The sequence below is a fragment of the Kluyvera cryocrescens NBRC 102467 genome (genome assembly GCF_001571285.1).
In the GTDB taxonomy this organism is placed as follows: domain Bacteria; phylum Pseudomonadota; class Gammaproteobacteria; order Enterobacterales; family Enterobacteriaceae; genus Kluyvera; species Kluyvera cryocrescens.
The window spans coordinates 12,241-28,517 of the sequence record NZ_BCTM01000002.1; the positions used below are offsets into that span (position 1 = coordinate 12,241).

The 16,277-nt window shown below is 54.3% G+C and carries 16 protein-coding genes; 12 read left to right on the forward strand and 4 right to left on the reverse strand.

All coding sequences use genetic code 11. The features are described from left to right. Nucleotides 1–5: 5 nt before the first annotated feature. Nucleotides 6–986 (forward strand): helix-turn-helix transcriptional regulator, encoded by a 981-nt coding sequence (locus KCR01S_RS01940; protein ID WP_061279481.1) that lies wholly within the window; start codon nt 6–8, stop codon nt 984–986. Here KCR01S_RS01940 and cobO read toward each other — a convergent pair. Together cobO and KCR01S_RS01950 are read right to left on the reverse strand one after the other, a co-directional pair. Beyond that, nucleotides 958–1,548, reverse strand: coding sequence for a cob(I)yrinic acid a,c-diamide adenosyltransferase (gene cobO, locus KCR01S_RS01945; RefSeq protein WP_061279482.1), 591 nt, complete (start codon nt 1,546–1,548; stop codon nt 958–960). The genes KCR01S_RS01940 and cobO overlap by 29 nt on opposite strands. Then, entirely contained in the window at nt 1,545–2,306 is a 762-nt protein-coding gene (locus tag KCR01S_RS01950) for a YciK family oxidoreductase (protein WP_061279483.1), read from the reverse strand. Before KCR01S_RS01950 ends, cobO begins: the two co-directional genes overlap by 4 nt. A gap of 252 nt (nt 2,307–2,558) precedes the next feature. Here KCR01S_RS01950 and sohB point away from each other — a divergent pair, with 252 nt between their 5' ends. Further along, the gene (gene sohB / locus KCR01S_RS01955; protein WP_061279484.1) at nt 2,559–3,605 is read left to right on the forward strand and encodes a protease SohB; all 1,047 of its coding nucleotides are present in this window, start codon (nt 2,559–2,561) and stop codon (nt 3,603–3,605) included. An 82-nt stretch (nt 3,606–3,687) separates the two neighbouring features. Here sohB and KCR01S_RS01960 read toward each other — a convergent pair whose 3' ends face one another. Then, nucleotides 3,688–3,939 carry a YciN family protein gene (locus KCR01S_RS01960; protein WP_061279485.1) on the reverse strand — a complete coding sequence of 84 codons (252 nt, stop codon included), beginning with the start codon at nt 3,937–3,939 and terminating at the stop codon, nt 3,688–3,690. A 394-nt stretch (nt 3,940–4,333) separates the two neighbouring features. Between KCR01S_RS01960 and topA the strand changes: the two genes are divergently transcribed. The 5 genes from topA to acnA all read left to right on the forward strand — a co-directional run bounded on the left by topA (nt 4,334) and on the right by acnA (nt 11,590). After that, nucleotides 4,334–6,931: a type I DNA topoisomerase gene (gene topA / locus KCR01S_RS01965; RefSeq protein WP_061279486.1), complete on the forward strand. Its 2,598-nt coding sequence runs from the start codon at nt 4,334–4,336 to the stop codon at nt 6,929–6,931. Nucleotides 6,932–7,110: 179 nt separating this feature from the next. Then, entirely contained in the window at nt 7,111–8,085 is a 975-nt protein-coding gene (gene cysB, locus KCR01S_RS01970; protein WP_052281645.1) for an HTH-type transcriptional regulator CysB, read from the forward strand. A 303-nt stretch (nt 8,086–8,388) separates the two neighbouring features. Beyond that, a complete protein-coding gene (locus KCR01S_RS23780) occupies nt 8,389–8,538 on the forward strand; it encodes a YmiA family putative membrane protein (RefSeq protein WP_072277063.1) in 150 nt (49 codons plus the stop codon). A gap of 2 nt (nt 8,539–8,540) precedes the next feature. After that, nucleotides 8,541–8,708 (forward strand): hypothetical protein, encoded by a 168-nt coding sequence (locus tag KCR01S_RS25030; RefSeq protein ID WP_156478732.1) that lies wholly within the window; start codon nt 8,541–8,543, stop codon nt 8,706–8,708. Between the two features lie 206 nt (nt 8,709–8,914). Further along, nucleotides 8,915–11,590: an aconitate hydratase AcnA gene (acnA, locus tag KCR01S_RS01975; protein ID WP_061279487.1), complete on the forward strand. Its 2,676-nt coding sequence runs from the start codon at nt 8,915–8,917 to the stop codon at nt 11,588–11,590. A gap of 217 nt (nt 11,591–11,807) precedes the next feature. On the opposite strand, the gene ribA is transcribed toward acnA, so the two are convergent. Then, complete coding sequence (gene ribA / locus KCR01S_RS01980) at nt 11,808–12,398, reverse strand: GTP cyclohydrolase II (protein WP_052281643.1); 591 nt, start codon at nt 12,396–12,398, stop codon at nt 11,808–11,810. Between the two features lie 167 nt (nt 12,399–12,565). On the opposite strand from ribA, the gene pgpB reads away from it, so the two are divergent. The 5 genes from pgpB (at nt 12,566) to yciH (ending at nt 16,231) form a co-directional block, all read left to right on the forward strand. Then, nucleotides 12,566–13,291 carry a phosphatidylglycerophosphatase B gene (pgpB, locus tag KCR01S_RS01985; RefSeq protein ID WP_061279488.1) on the forward strand — a complete coding sequence of 242 codons (726 nt, stop codon included), beginning with the start codon at nt 12,566–12,568 and terminating at the stop codon, nt 13,289–13,291. Between the two features lie 248 nt (nt 13,292–13,539). Continuing rightward, nucleotides 13,540–13,848, forward strand: coding sequence for a LapA family protein (locus KCR01S_RS01990; protein WP_061279489.1), 309 nt, complete (start codon nt 13,540–13,542; stop codon nt 13,846–13,848). Nucleotides 13,849–13,854: 6 nt separating this feature from the next. Further along, on the forward strand, nt 13,855–15,024 hold the full coding sequence (lapB, locus tag KCR01S_RS01995; protein WP_061279490.1) for a lipopolysaccharide assembly protein LapB: 1,170 nt from the start codon (nt 13,855–13,857) through the stop codon (nt 15,022–15,024). 146 nt (nt 15,025–15,170) lie between these two features. After that, nucleotides 15,171–15,905, forward strand: a complete 735-nt coding sequence (gene pyrF / locus KCR01S_RS02000) for an orotidine-5'-phosphate decarboxylase (protein ID WP_061279491.1) — start codon at nt 15,171–15,173, stop codon at nt 15,903–15,905. Then, entirely contained in the window at nt 15,905–16,231 is a 327-nt protein-coding gene (gene yciH / locus KCR01S_RS02005; RefSeq protein WP_061279492.1) for a stress response translation initiation inhibitor YciH, read from the forward strand. Before pyrF ends, yciH begins: the two co-directional genes overlap by 1 nt. Nucleotides 16,232–16,277 lie beyond the last annotated feature (46 nt).

The following is a 16,277-nucleotide window of genomic DNA, read 5'->3' on the forward strand; positions in this document are numbered from 1 at the left end:
CGCACGTGTTTCCTTTTTCAGTGACTCACTCGCGCCCTTCGGCGCAAACCGGAGCGCATACGGTTAGCTTTGGCAGCGGTTACGAGCTGATCGCGTTTGATGCCGAGAAGCTGAACGTGTTTGCCGCTGAGGTGCGCTATTGTGAGCCTCACTGGCACCCGGCGCCGGAGCTGATCACGGTGCTGAGCGGGCGTTTCTCTATTGCCGTGGGCCAGCAAAGCGTGGAGCTAGCGGCGGGTGAGATGCTTTATATCAACGCTGAAGAAGTGCATTCTCTCAATGCGGAAGCGCCGGGAAGCCAACTGCTGACCGTGCAGTTCTCACCGGGGCTTTTTGATGAACTGCATCCGGCACCGTCTTTGCAGTGGCGAACTCACGCTCAACTTCCAGCCGATGGCGACCGCCATGTCCGGCAGCGGCTGACATCACTCCTGGAACAGCTTATCGACAACCGTGCGCCGTTTCAGCGGATTGCGGCGATATACATGCTGTTGGATGCTTTAGTCACTGCCGGTACACCGACGCAGCGTGCGGAAAGCTCGCTGCGCGAAGAGGCAATGATCAAAGAAGGCATCGACTTTATTAATCAGCATTTTGACCAACCGCTAACCTTAAGTGATGTCGCCAGCCATACCGGCATGAGCTATTCGTGGTTTTCACGGTTATTTAAAAAGGTCAGCCGGCATAATTTTAAAGAGTACCTGACGCTGGTGCGGCTCAATAAAGCCCGCACCCTGCTGCGCGATACCCGCACGCCCATCACCGAGATTAGCCATAGCTGCGGCTTTCAGGAGCATAAAGCCCTGATTGCCGCCTTTAACAAATATTGTGGACTGACGCCGACCGAATACCGTAAGCGCTTTATTTCGCGGCAAAACGTGATTGAGAGCGAGCTGGCGCTGGGGGAGGACTGTCTGTGCCTGCCGCTCAACCATGCGCTGCTCGAGCGGCTAGCGCTTAGTAATCAATCCCAATCTGCGCCTTAATGCCGGCTTCAAAGGCGTGCTTGACGGGGCGAAGTTCGCTTACCGTATCGGCATACTCAAGAATATCCCGATGGCAGCCGCGCCCGGTGATAATCACCGTTTGATGCTGCGGACGGTTTTTCAGCGCCGTGAGTACCGCGTCTAAGGGCAGATAGTCATAGGCCACCATATAGGTCAACTCGTCGAGCACTACCATATCGAGCGTCTCATCAGCGAGCATTCTTTTGGCGTGTTCCCAGACCGCCAGACAGGCTTCGGTGTCGCTCTCCCGGTTTTGCGTGTCCCAGGTAAAACCGGTGGCCATCACCTGAAATTCGACAACGAGGGGCTCAAGTAAATTCCGTTCGCCGTTAGGCCAGGTCCCCTTGATAAACTGAATCACGCCGACGTTGTGGCCATGGCCGACGGCGCGAGTCGCGGTACCAAACGCGGCGGTGGTTTTTCCTTTACCGTTGCCGGTAAACACAATCACGATCCCACGGGTGTCCTGAGCTGCGGCGACGCGAGCTTCGACGCGCTCTTTCACGCGCTGCTGGCGCTCACGATAACGTTCATCACTCATTCTGCAATTCCTGGTTTACGCCCGGGTTGGGCATCAAAAGTCATACCGGTTTTCCGGCGGCTATCATCGCCCATTAACCACAGATAGAGCGGCATAATATCGGCGGGGGTTTTTAGCTTTAGCGCATCTTCCGTTGGGAACGCGCTGGCGCGCATTTTGGTGCGTGTACCGCCAGGATTGATGCAGTTCACTCGCAAATGACGGTTTTTATACTCTTCTGCTAAAACCTGCATCATGCCTTCAGTGGCAAATTTCGACACCGCATAGGCGCCCCAATTTGCCCGTCCTTCGCGGCCCACGCTGGAGGAGGTAAACACCAGCGAACCGGATTCAGATTTCAGCAGCAGCGGCAGCAGGGCCTGAGTCAGCATAAAGGTGCCATTGACGTTCACCTGCATGACCTTTTGCCAGACATCAGGATCCTGTTCCGCCATCGGCACCACGTCGCCGAGCAGCCCGGCGTTGTGCAGCACGCCGTCGAGGCGCGGGTAATGGAGAGCGAGCTGTTGCGCCAGCTTCTGGCACTCCTGCGCTGTGCAGGTCAGGAGGTCGAGCGTGTACCAGCGGGCGGGAATCGCACCGGCCTGATTGATTTCATCGGCAACAGCGCGAAGTTTTTCGTCGCTGCGGCCCAGTAGAATGACGCTGGCGCCGTGGCGCGCGTAGGTTAAGGCGGCTTCCTGACCGATGCCATCGCTGGCGCCGGTCACCAGGATGATACGATTCTGCAACAGGTCAAGCTGGGGTTGATAATGCACGGTGACTCCTCATGGCCTCTGGCAGCCATATTCTATGTACTTTTCATGGCTTTTGGGCTTTATGCCTGAATATCCGCGCCATTTCAATCGGCGAGCAGGAGAGACCGCGCGGAATTAACAATTTGCAATGATTTCATCAGCAAAAAAGTAAGCTGGAAGCCGTCACGAAGACGGATACTGCAGTCGAGACGTGCTGGACGCGGTGTTGTACACTTAGCGGCAGATTCTGTGATTTTTGTACAAGGTGGATGTGTGGAATTACTTTTTCAATATGGTCTGTTTCTGGCGAAAATCGTTACGGTTGTCGTCGCCATTGCCGTGATTGCGGTGCTGATTATCAATCTGACCCAGCGTAAGCGTCAGCGCGGTGAGCTGAGAATTACCAATCTCAGCGAACAACACAAGGAGATGCAGGAAGATTTAGCGGTAGCCTTGCTTGATGGGCCGCAGCAGAAGCTGTGGCATAAAGCGCAAAAGAAGAAGCTGAAGCTGGAAGCGAAAGCCGCAAAAGCCAAAGCGAAGCAGGGCGAGATCGATGCGAGTCACAAACCGCGCGTGTGGGTGATTGATTTTAAAGGCAGTATGGATGCGCATGAGGTCTCCTCGTTGCGCGAAGAGATCACCGCAGTGCTGACCGTCGCTACTCCGCAGGATCAGGTGGTCGTGCGTCTGGAAAGTCCCGGCGGCGTGGTGCACGGATACGGACTGGCGGCGTCGCAGCTTCAGCGTATTCGCGACAAGCAAATACCATTAACGGTTGCCGTCGATAAAGTGGCTGCCAGCGGCGGTTACATGATGGCCTGCGTGGCGAATAAAATTGTCGCTGCACCGTTTGCAATCCTCGGATCGATTGGCGTGGTTGCGCAGATCCCGAACCTGAACCGTTTTCTGAAAAATAAAGATATTGATATCGAACTGCATACCGCCGGGCAGTACAAACGTACCCTAACGCTGCTGGGTGAAAACACCGATGAGGGGCGGCAGAAGTTTCGCGAAGAGCTGAACGAAACGCATCATTTATTTAAAGATTTCGTTAAAGAGATGCGCCCATCGCTGGATATTGACCAGGTGGCAACCGGTGAACACTGGTATGGCTCTCAGGCGCAGGAGAAGGGGCTGGTTGACGAAGTGGGCACCAGTGATGAACTGCTGCTGGGGCTGATGGACGGCCGCGATGTGATCAGCGTGCGCTTTATGCAGCGCAAGAAAATGATGGACCGCTTTACCGGCAGCGCTGCGGAAAGCGCCGATAATCTGATGATGCGCTGGTGGCAGCGTGGGCAAAAGCCACTGCTGTAATTCATCTTTTGTTATAAAAAGAAAGCCCGGTAAACGTGCGTTTGCCGGGCTATTTTGACCGCGCTCAGATGGCGCCTAACGGTCAGTCAACCAGGTGATATTTTTCAGACAACTGGTGGGCAAGATACTTGAACATATTAAATACCGCCGTGCTTTTCGGCGTCGGCAGTCCCTGTTCATCGAGGTAATATTCACCGCTGAATACCAGCACGCCGTTGCGCTGTTCTACGCCAGTGGCTTCAATTCCCGCTAAAGTAGCTTCATGCTCACGAATGAGTCGGTTTGCTTCAATAAGCAAAGTCTGACGATCGATTGGTTGGCTAGTATTTGACATATTCAACTCCTCAAATTTGCGGCCCTAGTTTACGCCGGGTGTTGATTTCGGGCAAATTTTCCCGACATTTACCAGGGGCAATGATTTTACCTCAGAGTTGGCATGAATGGTGTTTGCATGCTAATAAAGTTGCGTAACGAATTTTATCAGGTACAGTGTGACGCTTTCGGCGATCTGGCAACAGATTTGCTTGACATTCGACCAAATATTCTTCGTGCTATAACGTCTGACGAGAAAAAGTCTGTAAACTCAGCCACCTGGCTACTTGTATCAAATACCGGTCAGTAAAGGGTTGATATCCTTTGGCGTTGCCGCAACATACAAGGCTTGTCGCCAGTGGAATGTGGAACATGTGCGATGTATTCCTGGAAGAATCAAATTAGGTAAGGTGATTATGGGTAAAGCTCTCGTTATCGTTGAGTCCCCGGCAAAAGCCAAAACGATCAATAAGTATCTGGGTAATGACTACGTGGTTAAGTCCAGCGTCGGTCATATCCGCGATTTGCCGACGAGTGGCTCAGCAGCCAAAAAGAGCGCTGACTCTACCTCCACCAAAACGGCCAAAAAGCCTAAAAAGGATGAACGAGGCGCGCTGGTTAATCGCATGGGCGTGGACCCATGGCATGACTGGGCTGCACATTATGAAGTGCTGCCGGGTAAGGAAAAGGTTGTTTCGGAACTCAAACAGTTGGCTGAAAAAGCTGACCACATCTATCTCGCAACTGACCTTGACCGCGAAGGGGAGGCCATAGCATGGCACCTGCGGGAAGTTATCGGTGGAGATGAGTCACGCTATAGCCGCGTGGTGTTTAACGAAATTACAAAAAATGCGATTCGTCAGGCCTTTGAAAAGCCGGGCGAGCTGAATATCGACCGTGTTAATGCCCAACAGGCGCGCCGCTTTATGGACCGCGTTGTGGGTTACATGGTCTCGCCGCTGCTGTGGAAAAAGATCGCCCGTGGTTTATCCGCCGGTCGTGTTCAATCCGTTGCCGTGCGTCTGGTGGTCGAGCGTGAACGTGAAATTAAAGCGTTCGTTCCGGAAGAATTCTGGGAAGTTGACGCGACCACCACCACGCCTGGCGGCGATACGCTGGCGCTGCAGGTTACGCATAAGGCCGATAAACCGTTCCGTCCGGTCAACCGTGACGAAACGATGGCGGCCGTTAGCCTGCTTGAAAAAGCCGGTTACAGCGTGCTTGAGCGCGAAGATAAACCAACCAGCAGCAAGCCTGGCGCACCATTTATTACCTCCACGCTCCAGCAGGCGGCGAGTACTCGCCTTGGCTTCGGCGTGAAGAAAACCATGATGATGGCGCAGCGTCTGTACGAAGCGGGTTACATCACCTATATGCGTACCGACTCCACCAACCTGAGTCAGGATGCCGTCAACATGGTGCGTGACTACATTGGTGATAATTTTGGCAAGAAGTACCTGCCGGAGAATGCCAATCAGTACGCCAGCAAAGAAAACTCACAGGAAGCGCACGAAGCGATTCGTCCTTCTGACGTGAATGTCGTTGCTGAAGCACTTAAAGATATGGAAGCCGACGCCCAGAAGCTGTATCAGCTGATCTGGCGTCAGTTTGTTGCCTGTCAGATGACGCCAGCCCAGTACGACTCCACTACGCTGACCGTGAAAGCGGGTGATTTCAAACTGAAAGCGCGCGGTCGTACCCTGCGCTTTGACGGTTGGACCAAAGTGATGCCAGCGCTGCGTAAAGGCGATGAAGACCGCGTTCTGCCGGTGGTTCAACAGGGCGATAGCCTGAGCCTGGTAGAACTGACGCCGGCACAGCACTTTACTAAGCCGCCTGCGCGCTTTAGCGAAGCGTCTTTGGTTAAAGAGCTGGAAAAACGCGGTATTGGTCGCCCGTCGACCTATGCGTCGATCATCTCGACCATTCAGGATCGCGGCTACGTTCGTACCGAAAACCGTCGCTTCTACGCAGAAAAAATGGGCGAAATCGTCACCGATCGCCTGGAAGAAAACTTCCGCGAACTGATGAACTACGATTTTACCGCGCAGATGGAAGATCACCTCGACCGCGTGGCCAACCACGAAGCCGAATGGAAACAGGTTCTCGATCTGTTCTTTGGTGATTTCACCAAGCAGCTCGAAACCGCGGAAAAAGCACCTGAAGACGGCGGCATGCAGCCAAACCAGATGGTGCTGACCAGCATCGACTGCCCAACCTGCGGCCGCAAAATGGGTATTCGTACCGCCAGCACCGGCGTATTCCTTGGCTGCTCTGGCTACGCGCTGACGCCGAAAGAACGCTGCAAAACCACCATTAACCTGGTGCCGGAAAACGAAGTGCTGAACGTGCTGGAAGGCGACGACGCGGAAACCAATGCGTTACGTGCCAAACGCCGCTGTCAGAAATGCGGCACGGCGATGGACAGCTACCTTATCGATCCGAAACGTAAGCTGCATGTCTGTGGTAATAACCCGACCTGCGACGGCTACGAGATTGAAGAGGGCGAGTTCCGCATTAAAGGCTATGACGGCCCGATCGTTGAGTGCGAGAAATGTGGTTCCGAAATGCACCTGAAAATGGGGCGTTTTGGTAAATACATGGCTTGTACCAACGACGAATGTAAGAACACTCGTAAGATCCTGCGTAGCGGTGAAGTTGCTCCACCGAAAGAAGATCCGGTGCCGTTGCCGGAGCTGCCGTGCGAGAAATCAGATGCGTACTTCGTGCTGCGTGACGGTGCTGCTGGGGTATTCCTCGCCGCCAACACCTTCCCGAAATCGCGCGAAACGCGCGCGCCGCTGGTCGAGGAACTGTACCGCTTCCGCGATCGCCTGCCGGAGAAACTGCGCTACCTGGCCGATGCGCCACAGCAGGATCCTGCTGGCAATAAAACGATGGTGCGCTTTAGCCGTAAAACTAAACAGCAATACGTTGCTTCCGAGAAAGACGGCAAAGCGACGGGCTGGTCAGCATTCTTTGTTGACGGTAAATGGGTTGAAGCGAAAAAGTAACGTTCTGATCATGATGTTGACAAAGGGCCGCATTGCGGCCCTTTTTTATAACCCCGTTATTATTTTTTGTTTCCATCTATACACACTTGCTATAAATGATATAGTGGTTATAGAAGATGCATTTCTTATGATTAAATCGTCTTTATAACTTTTCCCGAGTGCAGACTGGATACAAGCGCATGAAATTACAGCAGCTTCGCTATATCGTCGAGGTGGTCAATCATAACCTTAACGTCTCCTCCACCGCTGAAGGGCTGTATACCTCGCAGCCGGGCATCAGTAAGCAGGTGCGCATGCTGGAGGACGAGCTGGGTATCCAGATTTTTGCTCGTAGCGGTAAACACCTGACGCAGGTGACCCCCGCAGGCCAGGAAATCATCCGCATTGCCCGCGAAGTCTTGTCGAAAGTTGATGCCATTAAATCGGTGGCCGGCGAGCATACGTGGCCGGATAAGGGCTCGTTGTACGTGGCGACCACCCACACCCAGGCGCGTTATGCATTACCGGGAGTGATTAAAGGATTTATCGAGCGCTACCCGCGCGTTTCATTGCATATGCATCAGGGTTCTCCGACGCAAATTGCTGAAGCGGTTTCGAAAGGGAACGCTGACTTTGCTATCGCCACCGAAGCGCTGCATCTGTATGACGATTTGGTGATGCTGCCTTGCTATCACTGGAACCGTTCTATTGTGGTGACGCCGGAGCATCCACTGGCGTCAAAAACGTCGGTGACTATTGAAGAATTGGCCCAGTATCCGCTGGTGACGTATACCTTCGGCTTTACCGGGCGTTCCGAGCTGGATACCGCATTTAACCGAGCCGGGCTGACGCCGCGAATTGTCTTTACCGCCACCGATGCTGACGTCATTAAAACCTACGTGCGTCTGGGGCTTGGCGTTGGGGTGATTGCCAGCATGGCGGTAGATCCTATCTCCGACCCTGATTTGGTTAAGCTCGATGCAGAAGGCATTTTCAGCCACAGCACCACCAAAATCGGCTTCCGCCGCAGCACCTTCCTGCGCAGTTACATGTATGATTTTATTCAGCGTTTTGCGCCGCATTTGACCCGCGACGTGGTCGATACCGCCGTTGCGCTGCGCTCCAATGAAGACATTGAAGCGATGTTTAACGATATTAAACTGCCAGAAAAATAACCCTGATGTTTATCCGCCTCTGCTGACGGAGGCGGATCGCCATATATCCTCAACAGTTTTTCTCTCCATCAATCCCCGCAATTGCGCTAATTTCTTGATTAAGAATTGTTTCTATTGGCAACAATGCAGCAAAAGTAGAAATAAATTTAACGTTAGGCAAACTTCTCTACGCAAATATCTATTTGTCGTCAAAAGAATAAATAAATCTCTGCGCGCAATTCGCAAAACCACTGGCTTTTTGCTTAGAATTTACTTAGGATTTATCTCAGCGATGATTAGTTGTAACAATTAATTGGTGTGAAAATGATAAGTAATATCGATTGTGAGAGAGGCGTCATGGCAGCAGAAAATAAAGGCTCCGGCGTGAAACGTAAGGCATGGCTTGGCGTGTTTATGGGTTCTGCGCTGTTTTGGCTGGCTATTGCTTTCCTTGTCTGGAAGTTTTGGGGCTGAGTATGCTGACGTCTGAACGTGTCAAACCTGTGAAGCCGCGCAGCCCTGCGGCAAAGAAACCGCCCGTTGAGAACAATAATAAAGTCGATATTCCTGAAGAATGGAAATTGACTCCTGAACAAAAGGATTTTATCGATTTGTTCACGCAAAATGAGAATAAGAAACAATAATCTCATGGCTATTATCCGCCTTTCATTACTCGCTCGAATTCGACGCCATTCCTTTCCCTGCTATTAATTCCAAACGGTAGTGAGTTTTATTAACCTGTTGATCGCATTTATCAATCTGAGCCTTTTCCCGGCGATATTCGCTGGGTGTGTTATCTTTTATATATCCCCTAAGGAGAGTCGTGATACCCGCTATTTAAGGAGGAGCTATGTCGTTAACACTAAGAGAGGCCTGCAAGGATACGCTCCAGGTCGAGAATAAAACCTACCATTACTACAGCCTGGCGCTTGCCGCCAACACCCTGGGAAATCTCTCCCGCCTGCCAAAATCCCTTAAAGTTCTGCTTGAAAACCTGCTGCGTTGGCAAGATGGCGATTCGGTCACGGCCGACGATATTCAGGCCCTGGCCGGCTGGCTGAAACATGCCCATGCCGATCGTGAAATAGCCTATCGCCCGGCGCGGGTTCTGATGCAGGACTTCACCGGTGTGCCGGCAGTGGTGGATCTTGCCGCCATGCGTGAGGCGGTGAAGCGTCTGGGAGGGGATACTCGTAAGGTGAACCCGCTATCGCCGGTGGACCTGGTGATTGACCACTCGGTAACCGTGGACCATTTTGGCGACGATGACGCTTTCGAAGAGAACGTGCGCCTTGAAATGTCACGTAACCATGAACGCTACACGTTTTTACGCTGGGGTCAGCAAGCCTTTAGCCAGTTTCGCGTGGTGCCGCCGGGTACCGGGATTTGCCACCAGGTCAACCTTGAGTATTTGGGTAAGGCGGTGTGGAGCGAACAGCAGGGCGACCAGTGGGTTGCCTACCCCGACACGCTGGTAGGGACCGACTCGCACACCACTATGATTAACGGACTCGGCGTACTAGGCTGGGGCGTGGGTGGGATTGAAGCGGAAGCGGCGATGCTAGGACAGCCGGTCTCAATGCTGATTCCTGACGTGGTCGGATTCAAACTGACCGGCAAGCTTCGTGAAGGGATCACCGCCACCGACCTGGTGCTGACGGTCACGCAAATGCTGCGTAAGCTCGGCGTGGTGGGTAAGTTTGTGGAATTCTATGGCGATGGGCTCGATTCTCTGCCATTGGCGGACAGGGCCACCATCGCCAATATGGCACCGGAATACGGTGCAACCTGCGGTTTCTTCCCGCTGGATGATGTGACGCTTTCGTACATGCGCCTTAGTGGACGTAGCGACGAGCAGGTGGCGCTGGTGGAAGCCTATGCTAAAGCGCAGGGCATGTGGCGCCATACTGGCGATGAGCCGGTGTTTACGCAAAGCCTGGCATTGGATATGGCCGATGTTGAGGCCAGCCTTGCTGGGCCAAAACGTCCGCAGGACCGCGTGGCGCTGGGCAATGTGCCGCAGGCATTTAACGCGGCCACCGAGCTTGAGGTTAACGCCGCAGGAACCGACAAACCGGCCGTTGAGTTCACGCTCGATGGGCAGCAGCATGCGCTGCCGGAAGGCGCCGTGGTTATCGCGGCAATTACCTCTTGTACCAACACCTCAAACCCCAGCGTACTGATGGCCGCCGGGCTGCTTGCGAAAAAGGCCGCTGCGCGTGGACTGATGCCGAAGCCTTGGGTAAAAGCGTCTTTGGCTCCGGGATCGAAAGTGGTTTCCGACTATCTGGCGCATGCCGGGCTTACGCCGTATTTAGATCGCTTGGGCTTTAACCTGGTTGGCTATGGGTGTACCACCTGTATCGGTAACTCAGGTCCGCTGCCGGATCCCATTGAATCGGCGATTAAGCAGGGTGATTTGACGGTAGGGGCAGTGCTCTCCGGCAACCGTAACTTTGAAGGGCGCATTCATCCGCTGGTGAAAACCAACTGGCTGGCTTCACCGCCGCTGGTGGTAGCCTACGCGCTGGCGGGCAATATGAAGGTTAACCTCAATCTCGATCCGCTGGACTACGATGGCGGCGGCCAACCGGTTTATCTGAAAGATATCTGGCCAAGCAGCGAGGAGATAGCCCAGGCGGTTCAGCAGGTCTCCACCGAGATGTTCCACAAAGAATATGCCGAGGTGTTTGCCGGTACGCCGGAGTGGAAGGCCATTGAGGTTCCCGCCTCAGATACCTACGGCTGGCAGGAGGACTCGACCTATATTCGTCTGTCACCGTTCTTTGACACGATGGGTGTGACGCCCGATCCCGTGCAGGATATTCACGGTGCCCGGGTACTGGCGATGCTCGGCGATTCAGTCACTACCGACCATATCTCGCCTGCGGGCAGCATTAAAGCGGACAGCCCGGCTGGACGTTATCTGCAGGAAAATGGCGTCGCCAGCCGCGACTTCAACTCCTATGGCTCACGCCGCGGCAACCACCTGGTGATGATGCGCGGTACGTTTGCCAACATTCGTATCCGGAACGAAATGGTGCCCGGTGTTGAAGGCGGGATGACGCGTCTATTGCTTGGCAATGACGTGATGTCGATCTATGACGCGGCTATGCAGTACCAGAAGCAGGGGACGCCGCTGGCGGTGATTGCGGGTAAAGAATACGGTTCCGGCTCGAGCCGCGACTGGGCGGCGAAAGGACCGCGTCTACTGGGAGTCCGGGTGGTGATTGCCGAATCCTTCGAGCGTATTCACCGTTCTAACCTGATAGGGATGGGGATTCTGCCGCTGGAGTTCCCGCAAGGGGAGACGCGGAAAACGCTGAACCTGACCGGCGAAGAGCGGTTGGACATTACCGGCCTACAGCAGTTGAGTCCGGGGGTGATGATTCCGGTGGTCATCACCCGCGCCGACGGTCAGCAGCAGACGCTGCTTTGCCGCTGCCGTATCGATACGGCGACCGAACTGACCTATTACCAGAATGACGGCATCCTGCATTACGTCATCCGTAATATGTTGCATTAAGCATGTGGGGGCCGAATGTTGGCCCCCTAACTATTTGGGCCGCACGGTATTGTCAGGCGAGTGGCCACCTCACGGCAGGCGTTGCCATGTTGGCCAAACGGAACGTAGACGTGCTGGGAGAGAGGCGGTAAGTGTCGGGAAAATGGAAGGGCATACTCTGCGCGAGCAGGCGTGGAGAAAGCGTCGCCGTCTATCAAAATAAACGGCGACAGCCGCGTTACTGTTTCAGCAGATGGCCCATTTTCGCCGCTTTGGTATCGAGATAGTGGGCGTTTTTCGGGTTACGTCCAACGATAAGCGGTACGCGTTCAACGATATTGATGCCTGCCTCGGTCAGGATCTCAACCTTTTTCGGGTTGTTGGTCAGCAGACGCACGGCGTCAACACCCAGCAGTTTGAACATATCGGCACACAGCGTGAAGTCACGCTCATCGGCGGCAAATCCCAACTGGTGGTTGGCTTCAACGGTATCGTAGCCCTGATCCTGCAGCGCATAGGCGCGAATTTTATTCAGCAGACCAATATTGCGACCTTCCTGGCGATGGTACAGCAGGATACCGCGGCCTTCTTCCGCAATATGCGACAGCGCGGCTTCGAGCTGAAAACCGCAATCACAACGCAGGCTAAAGAGCGCGTCACCGGTCAAACATTCAGAGTGAACCCGCGACAGCACCGGCGTTTGCCCAGTAATATCACCAAAAACCAGCGCCACGTGATCGTGACCGGTTGCCAGTTCTTCAAAACCCACCATCAGGAAATCGCCCCATGGGGTTGGCAGTTTGGCTTCTGCCACACGTTTAAGCTGCATGTGATTCTCCAGATTATCTCGACGCCAGCGGCGCCTTCTGTTTTCCTTATTTTGCCACAACGTGCTTTACTTCACCTAATGGTGCGCGGGCAACCGCCTGTAAAGCGCACAAAATTGACATGATAATTTTCGCTAACGTTGTGACATTGATGGAAAAAGGAAGATAAATGCGCGCTATTGCCGGACGAACGACACTCGCCGCCGCCATACTATTACTCATGCCGTTTGCCGTCTGGCTGACGGGTTGGCAGTGGATCCCAGAACCGAGCGGATGGGGGCTTCACGCACTGTATGCCATCACGGAAACGGTGACCCAACCCTGGGGTATCATCACGCATCTGCTGCTCTGCGCCGTGGTTTTGTGGCAACTGCGGCCAAATCTGCGCGCATCGGTGATTCTGGTTGCCATCCTCAGTGCGGCGGTGGTGTTAGGGCAGGGGGCAAAATCGTTGGTGAAAGAGCGCGTGCAGGAGCCCAGGCCGTTTGTCATTTGGCTTGAAAAAACACAGCAAATCCCGGTAGAGCAGTTCTACACTTTAAAGCGCAGCGAACGGAGCGCTTTGGTGAAGGAACAGCTCGCGCAACAAAATGATATACCGGGTTTTTTACGCCATCATTGGCAAAAGGAAACCGGATTTGCCTTTCCATCCGGACACACCATGTTTGCAGCAACCTGGGCACTCCTTCTGGTTGGGTTGCTGTGGTCGCGTCGGCGTGCGCTGGGGCTGGCCGTGGCGATGGCGTGGGCTATTGGGGTGATGGGAAGCCGTCTGCTGTTGGGCATGCATTGGCCGCTGGATCTGATGGTGGCAACGGTGATGTCCTGGATCATGGCGACGCTGGCGTGCTGGCTGCTACAGCGGCAGTGCGGATTGCTGGAAAAAGAGACATAAAAAAGGGGGGCGACGGCAGGAAAAGAGGGAAAGGGTTGATTTTCATCGTGGTTACCCTCAGATCGTTAGCTTACGGCACGCTTTTCCATTTCGTCGTCGCGGTGAAGATGTTATTTTATAAGGCTGGGTGCTGTGTATGTACGCGTCATCCTTCAAGCTGAGTCTGCGCGGGTAGCGCTTGCTGCCATTCGGGCACAGATTGATTGATTTTGTGTCTCCACTGTAAAAGCCGCATAACGGGAAGTAATGTGAAATACCTACTGATTTTTTTATTGGTGTTAGCGATTTTCGTCATCTCAGTGACGCTGGGCGCGCAAAACGATCAGCTTGTGACCTTCAACTATTTGCTGGCGCAGGGTGAATTCAGAATTTCGACTTTACTGGCGGTGCTGTTCGCCGTTGGCTTTGCGATTGGCTGGCTGGTCTGCGGCCTGTTCTGGCTACGCGTTCGCGTATCTTTGCTGCGTGCAGAACGTAAGATTAAAAGACTGGAGCACCAGATTGCGCCAGATACGGTCGCACCGGAAACGCCGGCGGCCCCGATGGCGAAGGAATAATTAGCTATGCTGGAGTTGTTGTTTCTGCTTTTACCCGTCGCCGCCGCTTATGGCTGGTATATGGGCCGCAGAAGTGCACAACAGTCCAAACAGGACGAAGCGAACCGCTTGTCGCGTGATTACGTGGCAGGGGTAAACTTTCTTTTAAGCAACCAGCAGGACAAAGCGGTAGACCTGTTCCTCGATATGCTCAAAGAGGACACCGGCACCGTGGAAGCGCACCTGACGCTGGGCAACCTGTTCCGCTCGCGCGGTGAGGTTGATCGCGCTATTCGCATCCACCAAACCCTCATGGAAAGCGCCTCGTTGACCTACGACCAGCGTCTGCTGGCGGTGCAGCAACTCGGTCGTGATTACATGGCGGCGGGGATGTACGATCGCGCCGAAGATATGTTCAACCAGCTGGTGGATGAGACCGACTTCCGCATAAGCGCGTTACAGCAACTACTGCAGATTTATCAGGCGACCAGCGACTGGCAAAAAGCCATTGATACCGCCGAACGCCTGGTGAAGCTGGGTAAAGATAAGCATCGTGGTGAAATTGCCCATTTCTGGTGTGAACTGGCGCTGCAGCAAATGGGTAACGACGAATTGGATAAAGCCATGTCGTTGCTTAAGCGCGGTGCGGCGGCCGATCCGTCAAGCGCCCGTGTGTCCATCATGATGGGGCGCGCGTGGATGGCCAAGGGCGACTACGCCAAAGCCATGGACAGCCTGCTGCGCGTGATCGACCAGGATAAAGAGCTGGTGAGTGAAACGCTGGAAATGCTGCAAACCTGCTATCACCAGTTGGGAAAAAACAGCGAGTGGGAGCATTTCCTGCAGCGCTGTGTGGAAGAAAATACCGGCGCGACGGCTGAGCTGATGCTGGCTCAGGTGATGGAACAGGGTAAGGGCAGTGAAGCGGCGCAAACGTATGTGACCCGCCAGCTGCAGCGACACCCGACCATGCGCGTGTTTCATAAGTTGATGGATTACCACCTCAACGAAGCAGAAGAAGGGCGCGCCAAAGAGAGCCTGATGGTGCTGCGTGATATGGTGGGTGAGCAGGTGCGCAGTAAGCCGCGTTACCGCTGCCAGAAATGTGGCTTTACCGCCTACACCATGTACTGGCACTGCCCGTCCTGTCGGGCGTGGTCGACCATTAAACCGATTCGTGGGTTGGATGGCCAGTAAGCGTTAACCCCCCCTTCTTAGAGACAACATTCCCTAATTTCCTCTGACGCGGCCTTCCGGCATTGTGCCTGCTGGGTCGTGCAGGTAGAATGCTGCCCGTTTACCTTTTCCGCACCCCGCGTGCCCATCAATAAGAAGGTCCAGTCATGTCCGTTGCTTCATCTTCTTCCCGTGTTGTTACCTCCTCTCCTGTTGTTGTCGCGCTCGACTATGATAATCGCGACAAGGCGCTGGCTTTCGTTGACCGTATCGACCCGCGCGACTGCCGCCTGAAGGTGGGGAAAGAGATGTTCACGCTGTTTGGCCCACAGCTGGTGCGTGATTTACAGCAGCGCGGTTTTGATATTTTTCTGGATCTGAAATTCCACGATATTCCCAACACCACGGCGCATGCGGTGGCGGCCGCGGCGGATCTCGGCGTGTGGATGGTGAACGTGCATGCGTCCGGTGGCGCACGAATGATGACGGCGGTGCGCGAAGCGCTTAACGCCTTCGGTAACGATGCGCCGTTGCTGATTGCCGTGACCGTATTGACCAGCATGGAGTCCAGCGATCTGCTGGATTTAGGCATCACGCTGTCGCCGGCAGACTATGCGGCGAAGCTGGCGCAGCTGACCAAAAATTGCGGTCTGGACGGCGTGGTGTGTTCCGCGCAGGAAGCGGTGCGCTTCAAGCAGGAATTAGGCCAGGCGTTCAAACTGATAACGCCGGGTATCCGTCCTGCTGGCAGCGAAGCGGGCGATCAGCGTCGCATTATGACGCCAGAGCAGGCGCAGACGGCAGGCGTTGACTATATGGTTATCGGCCGTCCGGTCACTCAGTCTGCCGATCCGGCACAAACTTTACGCAGCATTAACGCATCGTTGAATTTGGGGGCGTAATGAACGACAGCAACAGCCGTCTGGTCTACTCGACCGAAAGCGGGCGGATTGATGAGCCTAAAGTGGCAGCGGAACGGCCTAAAGGCGACGGTATCGTGCGGATTCAACGCCAGACCAGCGGGCGTAAAGGCAAGGGCGTATGCCTGATCACCGGCATCGATCTCGACGATGATGCGCTGGCCAAGTTGGCGGCGGAGCTGAAAAAGAAATGCGGCTGCGGCGGATCGTTAAAAGATGGCGTGATTGAAATTCAGGGCGATAAGCGAGACTTGATAAAAACGCTGCTGGAAGCCAAAGGAATGAAGGTGAAGCTGGCTGGTGGCTAAGCCGTCAGCGTTCCGGGTACGCATCGCGTCATCGGCTACCGCTTTC

Excerpts from the sequence above, each read along its gene's own strand:
- cobO (WP_061279482.1), bottom strand. The coding sequence starts at position 1,548 with ATGAGTGATGAACGTTATCGTGAGCGCCAGCAGCGCGTGAAAGAGCGC.
- KCR01S_RS01960 (WP_061279485.1), bottom strand. The coding sequence starts at position 3,939 with ATGTCAAATACTAGCCAACCAATCGATCGTCAGACTTTGCTTATTGAA.
- topA (WP_061279486.1), top strand. The coding sequence starts at position 4,334 with ATGGGTAAAGCTCTCGTTATCGTTGAGTCCCCGGCAAAAGCCAAAACG.
- cysB (WP_052281645.1), top strand. The coding sequence starts at position 7,111 with ATGAAATTACAGCAGCTTCGCTATATCGTCGAGGTGGTCAATCATAAC.
- KCR01S_RS23780 (WP_072277063.1), top strand. The coding sequence starts at position 8,389 with ATGATAAGTAATATCGATTGTGAGAGAGGCGTCATGGCAGCAGAAAAT.
- KCR01S_RS25030 (WP_156478732.1), top strand. The coding sequence starts at position 8,541 with ATGCTGACGTCTGAACGTGTCAAACCTGTGAAGCCGCGCAGCCCTGCG.
- acnA (WP_061279487.1), top strand. The coding sequence starts at position 8,915 with ATGTCGTTAACACTAAGAGAGGCCTGCAAGGATACGCTCCAGGTCGAG.
- ribA (WP_052281643.1), bottom strand. The coding sequence starts at position 12,398 with ATGCAGCTTAAACGTGTGGCAGAAGCCAAACTGCCAACCCCATGGGGC.
- pgpB (WP_061279488.1), top strand. The coding sequence starts at position 12,566 with ATGCGCGCTATTGCCGGACGAACGACACTCGCCGCCGCCATACTATTA.
- lapB (WP_061279490.1), top strand. The coding sequence starts at position 13,855 with ATGCTGGAGTTGTTGTTTCTGCTTTTACCCGTCGCCGCCGCTTATGGC.
- pyrF (WP_061279491.1), top strand. The coding sequence starts at position 15,171 with ATGTCCGTTGCTTCATCTTCTTCCCGTGTTGTTACCTCCTCTCCTGTT.
- yciH (WP_061279492.1), top strand. The coding sequence starts at position 15,905 with ATGAACGACAGCAACAGCCGTCTGGTCTACTCGACCGAAAGCGGGCGG.